This window comes from Proteus vulgaris (genome assembly GCF_016647575.1).
Lineage (GTDB): Bacteria > Pseudomonadota > Gammaproteobacteria > Enterobacterales > Enterobacteriaceae > Proteus > Proteus mirabilis_B.
This window is the reverse complement of the sequence record NZ_CP032663.1, coordinates 1,956,314-1,979,647: the sequence shown is the minus strand read 5'-3', so window position 1 is coordinate 1,979,647 and position 23,334 is coordinate 1,956,314. Positions and strand designations below refer to the sequence as shown.

General features: G+C 38.3%; 17 protein-coding genes and 1 pseudogene. 3 read left to right on the top strand and 15 right to left on the bottom strand.

The window, feature by feature from the left end; translation table 11 throughout:
• Nucleotides 1–35 precede the first annotated feature (35 nt).
• The gene (locus D7029_RS09245; protein ID WP_194952503.1) at nucleotides 36–1,253 is read left to right on the top strand and encodes an MFS transporter; all 1,218 of its coding nucleotides are present in this window, start codon (nucleotides 36–38) and stop codon (nucleotides 1,251–1,253) included.
• A gap of 64 nt (nucleotides 1,254–1,317) precedes the next feature.
• Here the strand turns inward: D7029_RS09245 and fhuB are convergent, their stop codons facing one another.
• The 14 genes from fhuB to D7029_RS09175 all read right to left on the bottom strand — a co-directional run bounded on the left by fhuB (nucleotide 1,318) and on the right by D7029_RS09175 (nucleotide 20,086).
• A complete protein-coding gene (fhuB, locus tag D7029_RS09240) occupies nucleotides 1,318–3,285 on the bottom strand; it encodes a Fe(3+)-hydroxamate ABC transporter permease FhuB (protein WP_194952502.1) in 1,968 nt (655 codons plus the stop codon).
• Complete coding sequence (locus D7029_RS09235) at nucleotides 3,275–4,183, bottom strand: iron-siderophore ABC transporter substrate-binding protein (RefSeq protein ID WP_194952501.1); 909 nt, start codon at nucleotides 4,181–4,183, stop codon at nucleotides 3,275–3,277. The genes fhuB and D7029_RS09235 overlap by 11 nt, the downstream gene beginning before the upstream one ends.
• Nucleotides 4,174–4,956: an ABC transporter ATP-binding protein gene (locus tag D7029_RS09230; protein WP_098942867.1), complete on the bottom strand. Its 783-nt coding sequence runs from the start codon at nucleotides 4,954–4,956 to the stop codon at nucleotides 4,174–4,176. The genes D7029_RS09235 and D7029_RS09230 overlap by 10 nt, the downstream gene beginning before the upstream one ends.
• A gap of 74 nt (nucleotides 4,957–5,030) precedes the next feature.
• Nucleotides 5,031–7,115: a TonB-dependent siderophore receptor gene (locus D7029_RS09225; RefSeq protein WP_194952500.1), complete on the bottom strand. Its 2,085-nt coding sequence runs from the start codon at nucleotides 7,113–7,115 to the stop codon at nucleotides 5,031–5,033.
• Between the two features lie 111 nt (nucleotides 7,116–7,226).
• A complete protein-coding gene (locus D7029_RS09220) occupies nucleotides 7,227–8,348 on the bottom strand; it encodes a hypothetical protein (protein ID WP_194952499.1) in 1,122 nt (373 codons plus the stop codon).
• Between the two features lie 2 nt (nucleotides 8,349–8,350).
• Nucleotides 8,351–9,505: an ABC transporter substrate-binding protein gene (locus tag D7029_RS09215; RefSeq protein WP_194952498.1), complete on the bottom strand. Its 1,155-nt coding sequence runs from the start codon at nucleotides 9,503–9,505 to the stop codon at nucleotides 8,351–8,353.
• A 9-nt stretch (nucleotides 9,506–9,514) separates the two neighbouring features.
• A complete protein-coding gene (locus tag D7029_RS09210; RefSeq protein ID WP_194952497.1) occupies nucleotides 9,515–11,704 on the bottom strand; it encodes a TonB-dependent siderophore receptor in 2,190 nt (729 codons plus the stop codon).
• A 243-nt stretch (nucleotides 11,705–11,947) separates the two neighbouring features.
• The gene (locus D7029_RS09205) at nucleotides 11,948–13,546 is read right to left on the bottom strand and encodes an ABC-F family ATPase (RefSeq protein WP_088495593.1); all 1,599 of its coding nucleotides are present in this window, start codon (nucleotides 13,544–13,546) and stop codon (nucleotides 11,948–11,950) included.
• A gap of 228 nt (nucleotides 13,547–13,774) precedes the next feature.
• Nucleotides 13,775–14,401 carry an NAD(P)H-binding protein gene (locus tag D7029_RS09200; RefSeq protein ID WP_194952496.1) on the bottom strand — a complete coding sequence of 209 codons (627 nt, stop codon included), beginning with the start codon at nucleotides 14,399–14,401 and terminating at the stop codon, nucleotides 13,775–13,777.
• A 6-nt stretch (nucleotides 14,402–14,407) separates the two neighbouring features.
• Nucleotides 14,408–14,896 carry a heme utilization cystosolic carrier protein HutX gene (gene hutX, locus D7029_RS09195; RefSeq protein ID WP_412178804.1) on the bottom strand — a complete coding sequence of 163 codons (489 nt, stop codon included), beginning with the start codon at nucleotides 14,894–14,896 and terminating at the stop codon, nucleotides 14,408–14,410.
• A gap of 42 nt (nucleotides 14,897–14,938) precedes the next feature.
• A complete protein-coding gene (gene hutW, locus D7029_RS09190; protein ID WP_194952495.1) occupies nucleotides 14,939–16,285 on the bottom strand; it encodes a heme anaerobic degradation radical SAM methyltransferase ChuW/HutW in 1,347 nt (448 codons plus the stop codon).
• Between the two features lie 17 nt (nucleotides 16,286–16,302).
• A complete protein-coding gene (locus tag D7029_RS09185) occupies nucleotides 16,303–17,178 on the bottom strand; it encodes a heme/hemin ABC transporter substrate-binding protein (RefSeq protein WP_228766759.1) in 876 nt (291 codons plus the stop codon).
• Nucleotides 17,179–17,180: 2 nt separating this feature from the next.
• Complete coding sequence (locus D7029_RS09180; RefSeq protein ID WP_194952493.1) at nucleotides 17,181–19,319, bottom strand: TonB-dependent receptor plug domain-containing protein; 2,139 nt, start codon at nucleotides 19,317–19,319, stop codon at nucleotides 17,181–17,183.
• 284 nt (nucleotides 19,320–19,603) lie between these two features.
• Nucleotides 19,604–20,086, bottom strand: coding sequence for a MarR family winged helix-turn-helix transcriptional regulator (locus D7029_RS09175; RefSeq protein ID WP_088495599.1), 483 nt, complete (start codon nucleotides 20,084–20,086; stop codon nucleotides 19,604–19,606).
• Between the two features lie 99 nt (nucleotides 20,087–20,185).
• Between D7029_RS09175 and D7029_RS09170 the strand changes: the two are divergent.
• Nucleotides 20,186–21,060, top strand: a pseudogene (locus tag D7029_RS09170) (EamA family transporter).
• An 83-nt stretch (nucleotides 21,061–21,143) separates the two neighbouring features.
• Complete coding sequence (locus D7029_RS09165) at nucleotides 21,144–21,599, top strand: YaiI/YqxD family protein (protein ID WP_088495601.1); 456 nt, start codon at nucleotides 21,144–21,146, stop codon at nucleotides 21,597–21,599.
• Nucleotides 21,600–21,700: 101 nt separating this feature from the next.
• Here the strand turns inward: D7029_RS09165 and D7029_RS09160 are convergent, their stop codons facing one another.
• Entirely contained in the window at nucleotides 21,701–22,939 is a 1,239-nt protein-coding gene (locus D7029_RS09160; protein WP_194952492.1) for a TerD family protein, read from the bottom strand.
• Between the last annotated feature and the right edge of the window lie 395 nt (nucleotides 22,940–23,334).

Sequence of the window (23,334 nt, the reverse complement as noted above, 5' to 3'; positions counted from 1 at the left end):
TCGCTAAAATGGCAAGGGTAAACATAAGGAAAACTATGATAAGCACTTATCGAACCCTATTTAGCTATAAAGGCACGCTATCTTTTACCTTAGCGGGAATGGTTGCACGATTACCACTACCGATGATGGGTATTGGTATCATCATGATGATTTCACAACTTACAGGCAGCTATGCATTAGCGGGAACAATTTCTGCTAATTTTGTATTTACCTACGCGGTGTTATCACCTCAAATATCACGCCTAGTTGATACTTATGGGCAATATCGAGTTTTACCTTTATTCACATTAATTAGTGTTATTGGAATAGGGGGAATGCTATTAGCAACATGGTTACAATGGCATATTAGTTTATTATTTATTTTTGCAATATTAACTGGCTTTATGCCATGTATTTCAGCGATGATCAGAGCGAGATGGACCGCAATTTACAAAGAAGATAGTCGCTTACAAACAGCTTATTCATTAGAAAGTGTATTTGATGAAGTCACATTTATTCTTGGTCCACCCATTTCTGTCACATTAAGTGTCGCTTTTTTCCCACAAGCAGGGTTATTAATGGCTGCTGTTTTTCTTATTATTGGTGTTTTCTTACTTGTTTTACAACGCAATACAGAGCCTGCAATAACACTGATATCATCAGAATTAACACCTTATAAAACACAATCTGTGATCCGTTTTTCTCTCGTAAAAATCTTAACTGTTATTATGATTTTTATGGGTGTTATTGTAGGTACTATTGATATTTTTAGTGTGGCTTTTGCCAATGCCCAAAAAATACCCGCAGGTGCAAGCCTTGTATTATCAGCCTATGCAATTGGCTCTTGTTTTGCCGGTTTATTCTTTGGCACGTTAAAATTATCCATACCGTTGCACCGTTTATTATGCCTAGGTGGCATCGCGACATTCCTCACTATTTTTCCTCTTGTTTTTGTAGGCTCTATTTACAGCTTAAGTTTAGTCGTATTAATTTCAGGGATCTTCTTCGCGCCTATGATAATCGTGACAATGTCACTTATTGAAAAGAGTGTACCCGAAAATCAGCTTACAGAGGGAATGACATGGTTACTTGCAGGATTAAATGTAGGTACAGCAATTGGTGCAACATTAACAGGGCAACTTGTTGATTATTCTGGTGTTCAATCTGGCGTATGGATTGCGATTGGAGCGAGTGCTTTAGTGATGTTAATTGCATTTTTAGGTTTTCAACGTATTAATCATAAAAGCAATAAAAACAGTAAAAACTATGCGTAATTAATAACGATCAAAGCCTAAGAATATCAGCAAAAATTAGTGCCGATATCTTAGGCTTTTCAAATCAGCGACTGCGATTTAACAGCATTAAGCAAAGGAAATAGCTACCGCCTAAAATCGCCACTAAAGTTCCTGCCGCAATTTGTGCAGGATAAATAAATATTTGTCCAAGCCAATCAGCCCAAACCATTAAGGTTCCACCAATTAACCCCGAAACAATTAATTGCGATTTGATTTTTTGAGCGCCAAGTAATACCGCCATATGAGGAGCGACTAAGCCAATAAAGGCAATAGGGCCGACGGTTGAAGTTACTAAGGCACATAACAACGATACAATGATTAATAAAATAATACTGGCACGCTCTGTATGTAATCCACGAGCTGAAGCAAAATCCCGACCAATTGATATTAAAGCAAGCCAGCGCGTTAATAAAAAAACACTTCCCACAATCAATGTGACCGCGAATGCAAAATAGAGAGCCTGTTCACTGTTAACCCGATAAGTCGAACCAGATAACCACAACAGTATTTTATAGCTACTTAAAGAGCCTTTAGCTAAGAAAAATTGAATAAAGGCTTCTAAACTCGCGGTTAACGCAATACCCGTTAATATTAAGCTAGCGGGTGCATATTGGTGCCTTCGACCTAAGATTAATAAAGTAATCATAACAACACAGCTGCCTAATAGAGCAACTCCCCACTGTGATGTTTGTAATACACTCCCTAAAATTAAGCTTGAAAAAACCAATGCGAAAGTAGCACCTGATGAAACACCTAAAATATCTGGGCTAGCTAATGGGTTATAAATTAAACGTTGTAAAATAACACCTGCAATAGCTAGCGCAATACCTGCGAATAATGCAGCCAATAAACGTGGCGATCGTAATGCCCATTGATAAACAGAAGGCATTTCCCAGAACCATTGTTGTTCATTAATATGAATGAACAGAGTAAGGGCTAATCCGAGTATTAATAATACAAATATTCCTATCACGGTATATTTTGATACTGTTTTAGCCTGAGAATTAATTGAAATCGAAAGTTGATCTTGAGCCCGCATTTTTTTACGACTAAACCAAATTAATGCAGGTGCGCCAATTGCAGCAGCGGTAACACCACTTGGAATAACGGTATTAAGCCACTGACCAATCCATATCGCCAAGCTATCCGTAATAAGCAATAAACATATTCCCATTAGGCCACTTGCAATAAGCTCTTGGCGAGCAGTTCTTGCGCCTAATGTTCTAACAATATTGGGTGCAAGTAATCCGATAAAACTAATCACCCCAACAACGGTAATAGAGACAGAAACTAACCAAGTACTTAATATAATAAAAAAGGCAAACGCAGGTAAAACAGACAGCCCTCGAGCCGTTGCGCCTTCATGACCTAAACGTAATAGTGTGAGAATACGAGGTGCAAAAATAAAAATGAGTAAAATAGGTGCAATTCGAGGCAATAACCAAAAAAAAGTATCCCAACCATCTTGAGCTAAATCTCCGGCTCCCCACATAAATATATTTTGAGCGAATTGAGAATTTAACGTCACTAATGCGGTTGCAATAGCACCTAATAATATATTCACCACCATACCGGAAACAACAAGAGGTAATCCGGTCATATTACGAATGCCAGCAATAATAATCACAAGACCAAACGCAAATAAAGCGCCCATTGTCGCAGCTAATGCACTGTGATCCGCAACCCAATCGGTGAACCAGATATTAACAATAACTAAAGCTAACCAAGCGCCTGATGAAGTTCCTAATGTTAAGGGCGATGTTAGGTTATTTTGCGTTAATTGCTGCATTAAACTACCAACAACCCCGAAGATCCCCCCAATAAGCAGAGTCATTGCTAAACGTGGTAATTGTGCATGAATAAAAAAAACATCAGCAAATGGAGCGTGTATTTCTGAATTTCCCAATAAATACCATTGGCGAGATAATGAAAGAGAATTATCAATTTGTAAGCTGATAATGCTTAATAAGATGATCGCCAAAAAATAGAAAGTATATTGCTTAATTTTCATTATTCGGTGCCATATCTAATAAGCTTTCGGTAATTGCTTCTGCCATTAACGTTAACGATGTTACTCCTCCATAATTCCATACAGGTTTCACTGAATGAAAATGCCCATTCTGAACAAACGGCATTGCTTGCCATAACACAGATTTTTGCAGTTTACTTTCATCGGGGAATGGCAACATATAAAGAACATAGCCTTGTTTAATCTGCTGTAATACATTCATTCTTCGCTGATCAATTCCCCAAGGTTGAGGAGGTAATGATATTGTCGATTTCAATCCCAGTTTATTAACGACATATTCGGTTGTTGAGTTTTCTGTGTATAAAAAGACGGACGTTAACGTAGAAAAACGGATCACTTCTACTTCTGGCAACGTAATAAATGCCTGTTGTAGTTTTTCTTTTAATTGTGCAAAAGTACTTTCCATCTCAGCTAATTTTTGTTGGGCAAGCGTTTCTTTTCCCAAAAGAGCGGCGAGGGTATAAAAATGCGCTAAAGCAACCGGAGCTGCATTATCTTGGCGAGAAAAATTAGGCAAATACACAACAGGAGCAATGGTTTTTAATACAGGCAATAAATCTTGTTGTGAGCTAGATGCTAAAATAAGATCTGGCTTTAACGATGCCATTTTTTCTAAATTAGGCTCTGCCCGCATACCCACTTCCTCAATAGAATTTGGGGCTATAGGGTGAGCTACCCATTGGTTATATCCCGCAATTTCAGTCGCACCAACGGGAATAACATCCAGCGTTAATATTTGTTCCAATAAATCCCAATCTAAAACAATAATCCGTTGCGGTATTTTGTTGTTATTTGGCGCAGCATTAACAATGGGAGTAATAAATAAAATAGTCAGACCAAAAAATAGTGATTTAACTACTTTTTGTAATATTACACGCATACCACCGCCACCTTATGTTGTTGTGAACCTTGATTATCAGGGTGCTCAATCAGCTTTATTGGTGTTTCATAAAGTGCAGAAAGTCGCTCATCATCAAAAAGTAATGATGCTTCACCTTCAAACGCAATTTCACCTTTTTTAAGCGCGATAATATGAGTGGCATAACGCAAGGCGAGGTTAAGATCATGCAAAATAACGATAATACCAACATGCTGAGTTTGGTTTAACTCACTCAACAATTCCATTAGTTGATATTGATGATGTATATCTAGTGCTGATGTTGGTTCATCTAAAATTAAAATAGGTGATTGCTGAGCGAGTAACATTGCAACCCAAGCTCGTTGGCGTTCGCCACCCGATAAATCATCAGCAAGTGTGTCTGCAAAGGGCAGAACTCCTGCTTTTTCCATCGCTATGGTGATAATTTCGTCATCTTTTTTATTCCAACGGCCTAATGTTCCACGCCAAGGAAAGCGTCCTAAACGCACTAATTCTCTGACAGTTAATCCCGCAGAAGCAGGCAGTTTTTGGGGGAGAAAGGCTATCTGTTTAGCCAAATCACGGGGCTTATAATGTGAGATATTGCTGTTATTTAGTGTAATAGATCCACTATCTGGCGCTTGCTGACCGGATAACAAACTGACTAAAGTCGATTTACCTGAGCCATTATGACCAAGCACAATGGTTAATCCTAGATCTGAAATACGCAGTGAGGGAATTGATAGAATAGTACGTCCACCGCGATCCATTTGAATATTTGAGAGTTCAAACATGGTCACTCATTTATAAAATGATATTCCGTCTTTTATTGTGTAGTTAACAATAAAAGACGGAATGATAAAGAAAATTACCAGCGATATTTAGCATTCAATAAAACAGAGCGAGATTGCCCGTAATAACAGTAATAATCACAACCAGAGAGATACTCTTTATCAAGAATATTGTTGATATTTAACTGTAATTGCCACTGTTTATTGAAATTATAGATTGCAGCCATATCCCATAATGTTGCACTAGGTACGGTTAAATCACTGCTCTTAGGATTATCTTTAGATTTACCTAAATAACGCACACCTGTTCCTAACGTTAAATCTTGGGTTCCCGTAATTGGAATAGTGTAACTACCCCAAGCAGATGCAGTATGTTTAGGAATTAAACCGGCTTGTTGTTTACCTTTATTACCCGTGTCATCGGTTTGCATATCGGTATAGGTGTAATTGGCTTTTAACGCTAAACGTTCCGTTAATTGCATTTCACTTGTTACTTCAACACCCTTTGATGTCACTTTACCGGTTTGTGTTGAAACAAAAGTCGTTGGATTTGCAACAAGCGCATTCTTCTGTGTGATATCAAACCAAGCAATATTAAAGTAACCATCCATAAAATCAGGTGTATATTTTATCCCTGCTTCAATTTGGTCACCTTTTAATGGTTTATACAGATCTTTAGTTGCAGGATCGATAGTACTCATCACCTCAAAGGACTCGGAATAACTCACATAAGGAGATAGGCCGTTATCTGCTAGGTACATTAATCCTGCATTGAGGCTAAATTCACTATCAGTGCGTGATTTATCCTCATTTTTTGCTTGTGCTTTATTTTCTGTTTTCACCCAATCTTGACGTACACCCGCCATTGCAACCCAGCGGCCATCAAATTTAGTTTGATACTGTGAGTAAAGGCTATATTGAGTTTTATCAATGGTACGATTGATGTTATCAGCAGGGTTAAGCGGGGTATATTTGCCGTAAATAGGGTTCCACGGATTAATCGTACCAAAGCTGTAATTATCTTGCTCATCACCTTTGGTTTGGTGATATTGCAATTCAGCACCCGCTAATAAGGTATGTTCGAAATTATCCGTATCCCATTCACCAACAACGTTATTATCAAAAGAGATACTTTGGTTTTTACCATCACGGAAAACGATGCCACGACCAAGTTCTGTTGCCGTAACATCTGAATTAGGGAATGCATAGACACTACGCAATAACAGATCGTTATAGCCATAGTTTAAACGTTGAGAAAAACGCCAAACATCGTTGATGTTACTTTCTAATAAATAACCCGCTGAAATTTGAGTACGTTTATATTTATCGTATCCCGGTTCACCTAAGTTAGTTGACGGTTTAATTTTACCAAAAGGAGATGAAATTAATGTACCCGCAGCCGGGAAGAAAGGATTAGTCGGTGTACCATCATCATGCAAGTAGGTCGCCATAAAGGTCAGTGATGTATCGTCAGTTAGATTAATCGCAACACTTGGCGCAAGATAAATCCGCTCGTTATCAGTGTGAGATAACTCCCCATCTGATTTTTTCATTAAGCCAACAAGGCGATAGCGCACACGTTTATCATCTGTTGTACTTGAAACATCAAAGCCTAACCCACGCTGATCATTATTTCCTACCTCAAGAAATACTTCATTTTGAGGTTTAAAGCTGGGTTTCTTTTGTACGACGTTAACCGCACCACCGGGTGTAGACTCACCAAATAATACAGCTGATGCACCTTTTACCACTTCAATCTGTTCAAAACCATAAGGCTCAAGTAGCCATGTGTAATAACCATCACGGAAAAGGCGACTGTTATCTAAATAAGTTGCCGCTTCAAAACCTCGCACACGAAGCCAATCAGTATCGTTATCGGCACCAAAGGGCTGAGAAACAACACCAGAGGTATAACGTAAGGCTTCATCAAGTTTTTGAGGAGCATGTGTTTCGAGATCTTTTTGGGAAATGACAGAAACGGATTTAGGCGTTTCTTGCAAACTGGTATTTACTTTTAGCGCTTGAGCACTAACGACAAGCTTCTCGACTTGTTCCGTTTTTGCTTTTTCTTCTGCAAAAGCCTGTGTAGTCAAAATAAAAGGAAGGGTGGCAGAACAGAGTAATGCCACCGGTTTCAATTTAAATGCATAAAAATTAATCACAATGAGTCACCGAATAATAATGATTACTATTAACGCTATTATTCACATAATGTATACTAAGGTAAATTAATTTATGCAAAAATGTCTATAAATGATAACTTTTTGGGTTAATTAACTGCTTATGTCAACCCAAGATAGGCGTCCACCGACAGAAGTGCTGCGATGTAGTGCATTATGACTTAAACATAAAGTCCGCATTCCTGCGACTTGTTGTGAATACCAAGCTCCACCTCGCATTAAAGAGCGTTGGCCATAATTTCGTAAATAAACCTGATCGTGATCTTGCTGGTTTATTGCTGGATATAATCCTAATGCTTTAAATAACATCGGTACTTCACGATCATCAACAGGCGTTATTGCGTTAAAATCACCATCCATTAGTCCCGCTGGATAACTATTATCTGCGGGTGCGCCGTTATAGTGTTTTATTGACGTTGATAAAATAGGCGTACCTGCATTTCCCTCACAATAATCAGAGGGTGCATCGTATTTTGCGCTATTAATATGATTGATAGGCAATAAGTTACCTGTTGATAATGCTATTGAATGCCATTGCTCCGTTATTGTTGGATCACCACAAAATACAGCGTCATTATCTTTAATTATCTGTATTTCTCCGGCATTTAATTGCATTCCACTTTGCCATTCCCAGAGGTTGCCACATAAATCACTAATGCCAAATAAACTATTATCATGATACCAATTCGGCCACTGTGGTGATGTTATTGTGGTTGGATCACCAGTGATAAAATCAGTGTCGCCAGCATCTTTGCCATCCACTCGATTAGCACATTGCTCAGGATGTAGAAAACTACGCCCATAATCCGTATTTCCATCTTCAACCATATTGTGATGACGACACCACAACATAAGCGCAGCCCATTCCGCATGGGTACTTAAATGAAATCCTTTTCCTGTCTGTTGAGCGCATTGTTGAAAGCTTAACAAATCTAACTGACTGGCTGGTTTTTGATTGGGTAAACTTAATAATTCGCTTTGATGTAATGAAGCGGGATAACACGCATAGAAAAAAGCATCTTTAACTTTTCCATTTACAATAAAAGCAGGGTGAATAGTATTATCAAGACAATCCAATACCTCGTTTAATCGAAAACGGGGCATTACATACATATAATTCGGCTGACCTTTTGCAGAATATAAAATAGTTCTTTTTCCTGCCGATTGTGTCTCAACTTTTATCCGTAAAGGATCAGGTGAATAGATATCAAACATGATTATTCCTTATCTTCATCTAGTAATGTCACCCAATAACCTGTTTCCCATTTTACTGGCAAAAATTGGGTATGGTATTCATGAAAAATAGCGTCCGCATCAAGGTGAGAAAAACGTTCGGGATGTAGCCATTTCGCCATTTGTAAAATAGCAATAAAACCAAAAGGGCTGTCATAAAAAGAGTGCCAAATAGCGTACACTTGTCTGTTTTTAACTGCATCGAGTGTTTTATAAGCAAGGCGTTGCATTAAAATCGCAAGTTGCTGTTTTGCCAACTCTAAATTTGCACCAGGCCCTAAATTAATCCAATCACCAGAAGGGTTATAACCACTCCAATCCGCACCTGTTAAAAAGATTTTATCGGGTTTAGAGTAAATCACGGTTTCTTGATTCAGAAGGCCATAAGTACTTTTTATATATTCCGTTCCTAAGTTTTTACCCCCTGCATTTTGTAGCATTTGTCCCATACTGCCATTGCCATATGAAAGGCAGCATTCTGGTGTAAAGCCTGCAGCTCGTTCAAATAACACATTGGGACGTTTAAATGGCTTTTTTCCTAATTGCTGAGAAATATAACTGAGTTGTTTTTCACGAAATTGGTTCATTGCTTGGCTTTGTTGGAGATTACCAAGCATATTTCCCATAATAGATGTACTAATTGGGGTGTTATTAAGTGGATCAATACTCAAATCAAACACGACGACAGGAATATTGGCTTTCGTTAATAAATCTAGCACACCATTAACACTGATCGCGCGATAAGTCCCAACGGCAACAATAATGACATCAGGTTTTAGCGCGATAAGCTTTTCACTATTAAAGTGTCCACTCGACATAGCCGTAAATTCAGGTAGTGCCAATAATTGCGGAAATGCTCGAGTATATTGATGATACAAGCTTAAATCGGCGGTACGAAAAGCCGAAGGCATTGCGATAAGACGCTCATAAAGAGCGCCTTTATTTAATGAAGCATAAAGTAAAAACAATCCACTATCTGCCACATAAATACGCGTTAATTCTTGTGGTAATGCAATTTCTCTTCCCAGAATATCAACAATTTCCCTCTGTTTTGATTTTGCATAAACAGGAAAAGGGCTCGCTAATAATAAAGAGAATGCACTGGCACCTTTTAGTAATGAACGTCGATAATTATCCATGTTCATTTCCTAAAAATAGTAATTTAATACACCAAGAACCACGCGATCTGTACCAATACTGCAATAAGTTGAACTGGTACAACTCGCAACATAGGATTTATTTGTGATATTACTGACAGTTAATCCTAACTCTAATCCCTGCAATTCACGGTTGATTGACGATAATTGGTAGCGCAAACTCACATCACCTAACCATACTGCGGGTACTTTAAACGTATTTGTATTATCACCGTAAGTTGAACCTAAATAGCGAACACCAGCACCTAATAATGCGCCTTCTAAATAAGGCTGCTGAAAACGGTAATCTATCCATGCAGAACCCGTATGAGTAGGTACTTGAACAGGATGTTTATTTAACGTTGTCGGATCACTAGTCGATGTCACAATATTATGCAGATAGGCATAATTGAGCATCATATTCACTTGTGGTGTTAACGCTAATTTACTTTCGAACTCGAGCCCACGAGAACGAATTTCCCCAGATTGCTGATAATAATCGGGATTTCTCGGATTATGTGTTGTGACATTTTCTTGAGTTAATTGATAAACAGCAACACTAACGAGTTGTGTTAATTCAGGATTTTGATACTTGATACCGGCTTCATACTGTTTTGATTTCATTGGAATAAACGCTTTTCCATCTGCATCTGTACCCAATACAGGATCAAAGCTATCTGATGTACTTATCCAAGGTGAGAATCCATTATTAAATTGGTAACTTAAACCAACACGATGGCTCCATGCCGTATTATGACTTGAATTTGTCATGCCTGAAATTTGATTATGTGTATCTAAATCAGCAGAATCATAACGGCCACTCAACAGTAAATTCCATTGTTGCCAGCGCAAGTGATCTTGCAAATAGTATCCATAGCGATCAAATTGTTGTTTTGTTGAAGTGCGTGAAACAGGATAAGGCTCAAAATCAGGTTTATGATGCGATGCCCAAGGATCAAAACTAACTGTTTGAGAGCCCCACCAATCTTTAGTCATATAGCCATGTTGATAATCAAAACCTGCCATAACCGTATGATTGATATCCCATGTTGCTATTTTCCCTATCAGCTGAGTATCTGTTACCCACGTTTCCGATTTACTCGGTGCTTCTTGATAAACCGCCGTTAACAGGCGATCTCCGGGTAAAAATCCGCGGGTATAATCACGACTAATTTCAGTATCAACCTTCATAAAACGGGTATTTTGTTTAAATTGCCACTGAGGTGTCAGGTCATATTCAAATAATGAAGTGAGAGACTGTTGTTTGCGATGTGAATTATCATGGCTTTGATTATTATAATTTCGATTAGGATCAACTTTACCATTAGGATTCGGTAACAAACCTAAAGCTTGAGCAGGTAACGTATTGTAATAACCTAGACGAGGCTCTTTTTGATATTGACCCAATAGTGTCCAACTCAATGCATCATTCGGTTTCCATGTAATAGCTGGTGAGATAAGAAAACGTGTTTGACGAGAAGAGGGGATTTGAGACTCTTGTTCAAGCGCTAACCCTGAAACACGATATAACCATGTTTCATCCTCATTGATTGCTGATGTAGTATCAAATTTAATACCATGATTTTTATTATTGCCCGCTTGTAATTGCACTTGGTGTTGCGCTTCTGCGGAAGGGCGACGCGATATCATATTAATCACGCCACCTGCACCACCTTGCCCATATAATGCAGATGCAGGACCATGTACAGCTTCTAAACTTTCTAAACTCCAACTATCAACTTGAGGTGCCCAAATACCACTATTACCTAGCATTCTTAATCCATCTAGATAGTAGTCTGCATCAAATCCGCGCATTTTCGAGTAATCAATACCGCTACCAAAAGCACCAAATTTTTCACTCACAACGCCTGAACTATAACGCAGTGCCTGACTAATAGATTCAGAGGGTAAGTTATCTAATTGAGCGCGATTAACAACAGAAACCATTTGTGGTGCTTCTAATAAAGTGGCATCACTTTTAGTCGCTGTTGTCTGTTTTTTCGCAATATAACCATAAGGTTGTGTATCAGACTGAGTGTTTTGCGCTGAAGTAATAATTATTTTTTCAATATTTTCTGAAGCAAAAGAGGGCGATACTGCGCTTAATGAAATTAATGTAGGAAAAACAAAAGAGTAGCCACATTTCCAATAATTTTTTAATTGCTTATTTGGATAATGTGTCGATTGAAGTAATAGCAACATAATGATCCCAAAAATGAAAATAAACCATGATTGACTCGTGGTCGGTAACATACACCAACGACCGACTGTCAGTCAATATAAATGATAATCATTTTTATTTGTATTGAGATAAAAAATAGAATAAGTCATAAATGCAATAAAAATAGGAGGGCGAAATTATCGGGTTCTTTTGCTCACAATAAAAAAGGCTCGATAAATAATATCGAGCCTTTAACTGTTTATTACTCTAATTTGGTTATGAAATTAAAGTGTGACACCTTTCTTCGCGAGGAACTCATCATAAGTTCCTTGGAAATTAGTCACTTTTTCAGGTGTTATTTCAATAATACGGTTTGCTAATGAACTTACGAATTCACGGTCATGAGAAACAAAAATCAAAGTACCTTGATAAAGTTCTAATGCCATATTCAGTGATTCGATAGATTCCATATCTAAGTGGTTAGTTGGTTCATCCATAATCAGAATGTTTGGTTTTTGCATCATTAGCTTACCAAATAACATTCTACCTTTTTCACCACCCGATAAAACTTGAACAGATTTTTTCAAATCATCTTGAGAGAACAGTAAACGACCTAATACGCTACGTACAGATTGTTCGTCGTCTTCTGGTTTCATCCATAAACTCATCCAATCAAACACAGTCATATTGACTTCAAAATCAGTTGCATGATCTTGTGCATAATAGCCAATATTTGAGTTTTCAGACCATTTTAAACGACCAGTATCAGGTGTTAATTCACCGACTAATGTTTTGATCATTGTCGATTTACCCACACCGTTATTACCTAAGATGGCAACTTTTTCGCCCACTTCAAGCATCATATTGACGTCTTTAAATAGTGGGGCATTGTCATCATAGCCTTTAGAGATATTTTCCACTTCAAGCGCATTACGGAATAATTTTTTCTCTTGTTCAAAGCGAATGAATGGGTTTTGGCGACTAGATGCTTTAACTTCAGCTAATTGAATTTTCTCAATCTGTTTTGCACGAGAGGTTGCTTGGCGTGATTTAGAAGCATTAGCACTAAAGCGACTTACGAAAGATTGTAATTCACTAATCTGTGCTTTTTTCTTTGCATTATCCGCTAATAAACGCTCACGAGCTTGGGTTGCAGCAAACATATATTCATCATAGTTACCCGGATGAACCGCAAGCGCACCATAGTCTAAGTCAGCCATGTGCGTACATACCATATTGAGGAAGTGACGGTCATGGGAAATAATGATCATGGTACTGTTACGTTCATTTAGCGTTTGCTCAAGCCAACGAATGGTATCAATATCCAAGTTATTCGTTGGTTCATCCAGTAACAGAATATCAGGATCAGCGAACAGGGCTTGTGCAAGTAACACACGTAATTTCCAACCCGGGGCCACTTCACTCATAGGACCATTATGTTGTTCTAATGGAATACCTACGTTTAGCAATAATTCGCCAGCACGAGATTCAACGGTGTAACCGTCCATTTCACCAAATTTCACTTCAAGATCGGCAACACGTAAGCCGTCTTCTTCGCTCATTTCAGGTAAGCTATAGATGCGTTCACGCTCTTGCTTCACTTCCCAAAGTTCAGTGTGACCCATAATCACGGTATCAAGCACAGTAAACTCTTCATAAGCGAACTGGTCTTGTTTTAGTTTACCAAGACGTTCATTAGGATCGAGGAATACGTTGCCGCTACTTGGCACTAAATCGCCACCTAAAATTTTCATAAAGGTTGATTTACCGCTACCGTTGGCACCGATTAAACCATAGCGATTTCCGCCACCGAATTTGACAGAAATGTTTTCAAACAGTGGCTTTGAGCCAAACTGCATAGTGATATTATTGCTGATTAACAAGACGAATACTCATTATTAGTGAATGACAAAAGGTAATGGGGCGGCATTATGCCACAAGTTACCCCTATTAAGACAGTAAAGTGACGAATGTCTGTTAAGGAATTTTAGCTGTAAGAGAAAAACTCATCATATTGTGAGTTTTTGCCCATAACTGAAGTAAGAAAAAAAGAGATAACGCCAATTCGCTATCTCTTTATCGTGAACTTAACTTGAAGCGTAATCTATTTACTACTTGGAAGGTACTAAGCCGGGTTCAACCACAGCATAAACTTGGTCATCTAGAAGATCAGCCTCAAGAAGCTGAGTCACTAAACGCGCAACATCTCGACGATTCACTAAACCATGAGTCTCTTCATATTGATAAAGCTGAGCCTTGCCCGTTTCTTCACCATTAAGTAATCCACCCGGTCTTACTATTGCATAATCAAAACGGCTAGTTTGTAACCACACTTCGGCCAATGATTTTTCTCTTACGGCTTGACCAAATGCCGCTTTGGCTCTGTCAGATAAGGCAACCCAACTATCACCACATCCTAAAGAAGAAACCATTAACATACGTTGAAAACCCATCTTTTCCGCAATATCAATGACGGTTCGATGAGCCAGATAATCATTTTCACCGCCCATTGTGGAAATAATATCTGCATCTTTTCCTGCTAATGTTAAAACAGCTTCAACAGCTTTAGCATCAATCGCATCACCAATAACAGTTTTGATCCCTTTTTCTTCTAAACGATTAGCTGCTTCTTTGGAACGAACTAAAGCCACAATAGGGCGTTGTTGTGCGACGCCAATATCAGCAATATGTGCGCCAACACCTTTACCGCCAGCGCCAAAAATAACCCATGTTTTCACGAGCAATTATTCCTTATTTAATTGTTGTGCTAATTGACGGAAGGCTGATAATTGCTCTGGCAATAATTGACGATGTTCATCTCTGCCAAGGAAAATCTTAAACATTGCAACGCCTTCTTGATTGAAAAATAAGATAGAGGCGGTATCCATACCCATAAATTTACGCTCGATCATTGCAATATATTGGCAATTTTCGGCTTTAATATGGCCTGTCATTCCTTTTTTGCCACGTAAATTAAAATAGCCATGTCGATGAAAACCACTTGGTAATTCACCGCTAAATTCTAAAATAACATCTTGAGTATGCACAAGTGTGGTGACATTACCCCATTTCATCACGTTATCCCACACTGTATCGAATTGCTCACCACTCATTAATGAGCGTGATGGCAAATGTCTCACAACCTCTAACAAGGTTGTATCAAATTGCGTAGCAATAGTTTCTAGCGTTCCATCAGGCTCAGTTATTAAAAATTGTTGTAGCTCTATATTCATGATGTTATTTCCATCTTTTAATTAATATTTAGGGTAATAAAATTAACGAGGTGTATTTAATTGCAAAATTAACTGCTGTAAGGATGTCAGCAAATTACTTGCCCAAAACCGACCTTCATTGGTGAGTTTCATACAAAGAAAATCATCTTCAACAAGGCCTGCTTGATACCATTGATTTAATAAAGGGGAGAGCAGAGTTGCTTGCGGGCTTAATTTAGCTAAATCAACACGCCCGCACTCAATGCCAGCTTGTAATTCATGACGCCAACGAAAACCACTGTCAGTTGTACGACTCATCATCATTAAAGGTTTTTGGCTATCTGTAATTTTTTGATAATAGCTATCCAGTGAACGCTCAATCATCCATGAATAACCATTAACCGAACCACCAGCACCAGAGCCAAAGGCAAGGCAATCCGCACCTTGTTTAATTAATAAATTATAGAGATTACGTTCGCGGGTTGTTCTAGCCCAATGACTATTGCTTATCTGACGCCAACCTACATTCTCCATAAAATCACAGCCTTGAAGATATAGCGCACGCCGTTCTATCGGCGTTGGCACAGTGACTCGCTGATTTTCAACCGCTTTACCTAATGGTGTATTAGGAAGCAAATTCAATGCATACAGATCGACACCATCTAAACCAATATCGTGGGCAATAGTGAGATCTTCTTGCCAATTCACCGCATTTTGCCCCGGTAATCCGAATAACAGATCGCACACCACAGCAGCTCTATCACGTAAGCAGAGTCCTTTCATAAACTTAGCGGCTTCTTCACCCGTTGATGTTCTTGCCATTCGTTTACGAATTTTGCTATTAAAGGTTTGAATACCAATAGAAAAACGGTTTGCACCTGCATCTAAACAAGCATCAATTCGATTATCATCAAAATTTAAAACGCGACCTTCAATCGTAATTTCACAATCGGGTGCTAAAGGAAGTGATTGGCGCAAATGCGTGATCACTCGATAGAGATCTTTTGCCGATAATGCAGAAGGGGTTCCGCCACCAAAGTAAACGGCATGAATGGGTGCAGACTGATAAAGTAAGCTATCTGATTCAGCCGATATCTCACGCAATAATGCGTCGGTATAGCGTGTACAGGCTTCTTCGTGGTAGTTATTTTGATAAAAACCACAAAATGTACAATGAGTTGCACAAAAAGGAATGTGGATATACAACAAACGTTTACATGCAGGTGTTTTACTTTCTAATAAAGCTTGCCATGTTGATTGTTGCTCTTCTTTTGCAATAGGTACAGAGCCTCTCCACGGCATGGTGGCATGTCTATCGCGAAAAGGGCTATCACCCTCAAGTGCAAAATGGGGAGTAAGATCGATTTCAGTTGAAGATTGCGTGCTATGTGTTGCGACTGACTCTTTCATTATTAAATCATTCCTACTTATTTATCATTAACAGGATCAGCGGGATAAAACTGTTGATGCAATAACTCCACGGCATCCACAATACGAGGTCCCATTCCCAAAATAAGGGATTGATCAATTTCAATAATGCGTTGGTTTTTCCATGCTTGAGTCATTGAAACACCGGGCACAGAAGCAAGCCCTTCAGAGGCTCTTAATCCACCGGTTTGGTTTTTCTGACTTTGCGTTGTAATAACAATTAATTCTGGATTGGCAGCAATAATCGCCTCTGCACTATAAATACGATAGTTCTCATGCGTAGCAATATTCTCGCCGCCGGCTAAATGAAGAATGGCATCCGCAACACTGGTTTTTCCCGCAACTTGAGGAATTCCACCACCAGGTGAAAGAAAGAACATCACTTTCACTTTTTGCTTAATTTGACTATTTTTAGCGTTGATCACGGCTAAACGAGATTGAAGAGAACCAATTAATGCTTCTGCTTCCTTTTGTTTATCTAATGAAATCGCTAAGGTACGAATATTTTTAAGCATTAATTCAAATGTGGCGGGTGTTCTTGGTAAGGAAATCACCTTTACATTATGTTGTGCCAGCTGGCGCAGTACCATTTTAGGTTCAGCATCATCCCAAGTTACAAAAGTAGAAGGGCGTAAAGACAAAATGCCTTCTGTACTTAGCTGCTTCCAGTATCCGATATGAGGTAATGCTTGCGTTTGTTCAGGATAAGACGTCGTTTCATCAACACCAACAACCTTATTACCAGCACCTATGGCATAAACTAATTCTGTAATAGAGCCACCGGCAATAACCCAACGGTCACTATCTTCGTTATCTTTTGCTATTAAGTTAAAAGGTAACAATAACAAGCTGAGTACGATCGCTATTTTTTTCATAATTAAAATGCCCATGTCAGACCAACTGCAGCATTAATACCCGTAGCAGGGATAGATTCATGAGCCGTTTGATAACGCTTATTCAAAATATTATTTAAATCAAAGTTGATACGGTATTGATCGTTATTGCCAAATTCTGTACTCAGTGAAAGGTTAACCGTTGTCCAACCAGCATAGTGCTGTTTATTTTCTGGATTACTATGATCTTTCGCTTTTGTTGCCGCTCTTAAATATAAATCTGACATTAAATTCATATTATTGAGCAATAATAAATGTTTAGCACCAAAGCGAGTTGTTAATGTAGGTTCGCCAGTATTCCATGTTTTCAATGTTGAACCTATAAATTGACGACGCATCACATTGGCAGAAACATAAGGTGTAATTGACCAACCTTGGTATTGAGCCATCATTTCCATACCATAGGTTTTAGCGCGATCGATATTGTCATAATAGAAATAATCTGCTCGTCCTGTTTTGCTATTTCCTTCGCAAATCGATTCCCCAGCACAGGCAATAGATGTGATGTAATCTTTGGCTTCAGAATAATAAATCGCACTGTCGATATACCAGTTATTCCCTTTATAGCGCGCACCAAATTCCACATTATTAGAGTGTTCAGCTTCAAGATCGCGATTACCGTAAGTTACCGCACCGCCAGCAGTCGTGTTCATAAATTGCTGAACAAGCGTTGGGAAAACATAACCTTGTGCAAATGCGAGACGTAATTCTGTATCTTTAAATCCAGAATAACGCACATTCGATGACACAATAAAAGCGTTATCTCTTACAGGATCAGAGCCTAATGTCTTATAACTTGTTCCTGTTTTATTGTGATGAACAGTTTCATCACCATCTTGTAATTCTGATTTCAACCAATATTGTCTGGCACCCATTGTCCATGACCAATCCTCTGTTATTTTCCAATCATTTTGGGCAAAAACAGACACGTTCGTTTGCTGACTACGGTTATGTAACAGGGATTGTTTTTCGTAATTTACGGCAGGAGGGAAGCCGGTTGTACTATTTGAAGATGTTTGACCCACAGAGGTTTGTTTTACTTTATCTTGTTGATATTGCGTGCCTAAAATTAATTCATTATTTGCAGGTAACGTAAAGTTTGCCTGCATAGTCATGCCATAAGTATTCTGTGTATCTTCCGATTGGGTTCTATTTTTAACCGTCAAATTACCAATCATTGGGCTACCTGTTGGTGTAACAACGCCCACTCGGTTTTCAAATTTTCGCTCTATACGCTGTGTGTAAGCATCAATATGAAGTTTTTTGAAATAATCAGCATCAACCTCATAGTCATAAAATAAACCGACTTTTTCACGCTCAAGTTTAGGCACTTTAACGCTAAACTCTTGATACTTTCCTTCATCCGCGTAATAAGATTGCGTAGATAAATCATAGCGATCAAGTGAAAGACCAAATTTATGTTTATCCACTTTATAGCCTAACCATGCACCTTGGCCATTATTTCTAAAATGCGTATTAGGTAAACGCCCATCAGGCGTATATCTGTCACCATGATCGGCATAACTTCCATTAAGGCGATATTCAAAATCACCGACAGTACCTGAAATTAACGCAGACTCTCGCCAGCCCATCGTTGCTGAGTCATAAACGACTTTGACATTTCCCCCAAAAGGCTTATCGCCACCTTTTTGAGTAATTAAATTCACTACACCGCCAATAGCTTGTGAGCCATAAAGCACAGAATAGGGGCCTTTAACCACTTCAATGCGCTCTAATGCAGATTCATCTATTAAAATACCAGCACCAAAGTTTTGACCACCTCGTTGATAGGTTACTTCTTGCCCATCAACTAACAAAAGTACGCGTGATGATGCTTCTCCACGAATACGGATCTGTTTACGGCCAGCAAGGCTATTATCCGTGACTTCAACACCGGGGATATCACGTAATTGGTCTGCAATAGAAGAAGATGTTGACTGAGTTAATGTTTCTTTATCGATAACTTGAATGGTAGCAGGGCTATTCCATAACGAAGATGCGCTACGTGTTGTAGTAACAACCAGTGTTTCTTCTTTAGGCGAAACATTATCAGCAATAGCATATTGAGAGAGTGAGAGTGTTAAAGCAGATAATACGAAGCAAGACTTAAATTGAATACACATAATGCGAATCCTAATGAGATCAATAATTATTATCATTCGCTTTATAATTTAAGTTTTGGCATTCATCAACCACAAAATGGTAAATAGAATACATCTTTGATTTAAATCAAAGTAAAAGTGTGATTTCATGCATATTAGCTGCTTAAATAAACAGAAATAACACAAATAGAAGGGTTTTTAAGCAAGTAGTGAAAAAAAGGTAAGTAAAGACACTCGGTTTATATTCTTACCTTCATTATCGAGAGAGTTAGGTTAAATGAAAGAAAATAAAAGCGGATAAAATACTATTCTAATGTGTTAAGAAAAACTTTAAGCAATTGGTTTAATGCTTGTTGTTCTTGTTGTGATAAACCTGAGACTAAACGTTTTTGATTTTCAACGTGTGCTTCTATTACTTGGTTGATTAATTCCAGACCTTCAGGTGTTAGCGAGACTAAAAAACCACGCCCATCTTCTGGATTAACTTTACGAATAACCCAACCGGCTTTTTCTAATTGATCAATACGATTTGTCATCGTGCCTGATGTAACCATCAGTGTTGATAACATCTCACCAGGAGAGAGGGTATAAGGATCTCCTGCACGTCGTAGTGTAGCAAGAACATCAAAACTTGACGTATTTAAGCCAAATTGAGAGAAAACTTTCTCCATTTCGCGCGAAAGATGCAAAGTTATATTCCCCAATCGACCTATTAATCCCATCGGACTAATATCAAGATCAGGGCGCTCACGCTGCCATTGTTTAGTAATTTTATCTATTCTGTCCATGCATTCATAATGTCAATTATTTATCTTGACGTCAAGGTATTATTAATTTATCTTGACCTCAAGATAAATCGGTGTGGTAACAACTAAACGAGTGATTTTATGAATCGATACACAACATTACTACTAACGGCATTAGCTCCTATTGTATGGGGGAGCACTTATATTGTGACAACGGAAATGTTGCCCGCTAATGTTCCCATGACGTTAGCTGCATTACGAGCATTACCTGCAGGAATTTTATTATTAATTATCATGAGACAACTGCCACAAGGTATATGGTGGTTGCGTGTCATTATTTTGGGATTTTAAATTTCTCGCTGTTCTGGTGGCTATTATTTATTTCAGCCTATCGTTTACCTGGTGGTGTTGCTGCAACAGTGGGTGCCGTTCAGCCTTTAATTGTCTTATTTTTATCTCGGTGGTTATTACAAACACGGTTATCATGGTTGTCTATTTCAGCCGCATTAGGCGGTATTTTTGGTGTGGCAATACTGATATTGACACCGAATGCAGCGCTTGATCCTATCGGAATAATTGCAGGATTAGGCGGTGCATTTTCTATGGCGACAGGTACTGTATTAAGTCGTCGTTGGCAACCGCCTGTTACACCTTTAACGTTTACAGCTTGGCAATTAACCGCTGGTGGCGCTGTATTATTACCTTTTGCGTTATTTTTCGAACCCGCATTACCTTCATTAACAGGAATTAATCTTTTAGGCTTGGCTTATTTAACCTTAATCGGTGGGGCATTAACCTATATTTTCTGGTTTAGAGGATTAGCATTATTGGGACCAAGCTCTGTGGCTTCATTAGGCTTTTTAAGCCCACTAAGCGCGGTTATTTTAGGTTGGGCATTGTTAGGACAACAATTAACGAGTTTACAAATTCTAGGCATGATCGTGATATTAATTAGTATCTGGGCTAATCAACAGTCAGAAAAACGAGAAAGAGCAAAGCTTCAGTCACTTAGTTAGGATTAATGTGTTATTTTAAACGCCACAAATACAGACCATTTAATACCGACTGTTTAATACCGAATAATCAAGAGAGTGTTGTTATGCCTATATGGGTTGATGCTGATGCATGTCCAAAAGTAATCAAAGAAGTGTTATATCGTGCAGCAGATAGAGAAAAAGTGATTATTACTTTTGTTGCTAATCAACGATTAATCGTGCCCGCATCGCCTTTCTTACGTACATTACAAGTTTCTGCTGGGTTTGACGTTGCTGATAACGAAATTGTTCGCCGTACTAATAAAGATGACTTGGTTATTACCGCTGATATTCCATTAGCAGCCGAAGTCATAGAAAAGGGCGCAGTCGCTCTAAATCCAAGAGGCGAACGTTATACTGAAGCAACTATTCGGGAACGTCTAAATATACGTGATTTTATGGATACGATGAGAGCAAGCGGTATTCAAACTGGAGGTCCTGCAAGTTTAAGCCAACGCGACCGTCAACTTTTTGCCAATGAATTAGATAAGTGGTTTTTACAACAAAAAAAGCGCGCTTAATTTAATCAGCAATAAATGCTTTTAATAAATAAACGGGCATAGATATTATTGCCCGTTTTTCTTTAAGATAAACTTTAGATTATTTCTTTTTTATAATGAGATCAGACATAACGTTTAGTGCCTAAAATACTGGGTTTCTTCCCTTTAAAAACATGAGGGCCATCCATTGTTAATTTAAGCTCATTACCATTGCGAGTTAACCAAGGTGTCGCTTCACTACCTGCTCTTGATGTTACACCTGATGGTTTTAATGTAATGCTATCTTGATCAATTTCAATAATACCAATCACATAGGTATAAATCATATTATTGAAAAAGCCTTTCTTATATTCACAAGAACATTCAACCACTTGATTGCCATATTCCATACGCATTGTTGGTTTTAATGAGGCAACAGAAACACAACCGTTACTAATTGCAGAGTAAACACTACAAACCAACGCGACTTTACCGCCCATTAATTGGGAAATAGCAGGGTTAATCTCAACGGTTTCGCAACCGGGTTGTTCTTGACTCACACTCACCACATCACCGGTATGGAAAACAAAAGGATCAGAATTAAAAGCGCCGCTTTTATCTGGCGCTTGAATAATCGACATTTGACCATTCGGGCGTAAAATTCCCACACGAAGATCTAAATCATCATTATCTTTTCCATCTCCATTATCTATCCATGTTGCACTGACTAAAATACGCTTAGGTGCATCATTACCTTTTAGCAATGAAACACGATGACTACTATCAGGTTTAGTCAGTTTCACTACGCTTTTTTGTATATTTACGGGAGCAGGTGGTGGTGCAATAACTGGAGCAGGCTCTTCAACTTCAACACCGTAAAGGTTACATAAGCCCGCAAGTCCAGAAGCAAAACCTTGCCACACAGAACGGACTTTATTCTGACCATTTCGAACATAAAGTTCTAAAACGATGATGCCTGTTTCTTGTGAAAACTGGCTCGGCGCTAACTCAATAACTTCATTATTTATCAGCACTTGTGCTTTTAATTGATTAACAACAGCGAAACCGCCAGCACTGCCATCTTGCGTTAATGTAATTGCTATTTTGGTAATATTTGCGGGCAAACGAGAAAAATCAAAGTCAATACTATGAATAACTGTTGAGCCTTGAGTTATCGGTGAAATAAACGAAGCTGCACCAGAAGCATGATGAGGAGCATTAAAGAAAACCATATCGTCGTCATTAACGACTTTTCCTGAGCCAGTTACTAAAAATGCAGTCAGATTAATATCAAGATTATAGCCTACTGCATGAGAGACTTTAACTTGTCCTTTATTTTCGCTGAGTGATGTATTTTCACCCGGTTGCAACGTTTTACTCATTAAACCGCTCCTTGATTGATAAGACTAACTGCAAGAAATTTAGATAACAAAGGGTGTTCAAATTAGTGACACTATAAATTTAAGTCACTGCAACTGCCAACTTTTTGCTAATGGATAAGATAAATGACTTTTATAATAAAAAAGAATCCTAAGTTGATACATTAACATAGGTTCTTTCACTAAAAACGGTCATATAACTCTCGCTCGCTTTCTTACCTTAATTGCTGCTTAGAATAACATCCTAAAAAACCATTAAGCTTTTCTATTCTATAACGCATGAAATCATATAATGCTTCAATGATACACAAAGAATCAGGGTATTAAGTCAAACAACAAGAAATAAACAGGTAATAATTTGGCAATTTTACATAAATTTATAATAACCACTATGTTAA

What these genes read in the sequence shown, in the direction of transcription:
- D7029_RS09180 (WP_194952493.1), bottom strand. Translation starts at nt 19,319, where the DNA reads ATGTGTATTCAATTTAAGTCTTGCTTCGTATTATCTGCTTTAACACTC.
- D7029_RS09245 (WP_194952503.1), top strand. Translation starts at nt 36, where the DNA reads ATGATAAGCACTTATCGAACCCTATTTAGCTATAAAGGCACGCTATCT.
- D7029_RS09215 (WP_194952498.1), bottom strand. Translation starts at nt 9,505, where the DNA reads ATGGATAATTATCGACGTTCATTACTAAAAGGTGCCAGTGCATTCTCT.
- fhuB (WP_194952502.1), bottom strand. Translation starts at nt 3,285, where the DNA reads ATGAAAATTAAGCAATATACTTTCTATTTTTTGGCGATCATCTTATTA.
- hutW (WP_194952495.1), bottom strand. Translation starts at nt 16,285, where the DNA reads ATGAAAGAGTCAGTCGCAACACATAGCACGCAATCTTCAACTGAAATC.
- D7029_RS09230 (WP_098942867.1), bottom strand. Translation starts at nt 4,956, where the DNA reads ATGTTTGAACTCTCAAATATTCAAATGGATCGCGGTGGACGTACTATT.
- hutX (WP_412178804.1), bottom strand. Translation starts at nt 14,896, where the DNA reads ATGAATATAGAGCTACAACAATTTTTAATAACTGAGCCTGATGGAACG.
- D7029_RS09235 (WP_194952501.1), bottom strand. Translation starts at nt 4,183, where the DNA reads ATGCGTGTAATATTACAAAAAGTAGTTAAATCACTATTTTTTGGTCTG.
- D7029_RS09160 (WP_194952492.1), bottom strand. Translation starts at nt 22,939, where the DNA reads ATGAGTAAAACGTTGCAACCGGGTGAAAATACATCACTCAGCGAAAAT.
- D7029_RS09220 (WP_194952499.1), bottom strand. Translation starts at nt 8,348, where the DNA reads ATGTTTGATATCTATTCACCTGATCCTTTACGGATAAAAGTTGAGACA.
- D7029_RS09210 (WP_194952497.1), bottom strand. Translation starts at nt 11,704, where the DNA reads ATGTTGCTATTACTTCAATCGACACATTATCCAAATAAGCAATTAAAA.
- D7029_RS09165 (WP_088495601.1), top strand. Translation starts at nt 21,144, where the DNA reads ATGCCTATATGGGTTGATGCTGATGCATGTCCAAAAGTAATCAAAGAA.
- D7029_RS09185 (WP_228766759.1), bottom strand. Translation starts at nt 17,178, where the DNA reads ATGAAAAAAATAGCGATCGTACTCAGCTTGTTATTGTTACCTTTTAAC.
- D7029_RS09175 (WP_088495599.1), bottom strand. Translation starts at nt 20,086, where the DNA reads ATGGACAGAATAGATAAAATTACTAAACAATGGCAGCGTGAGCGCCCT.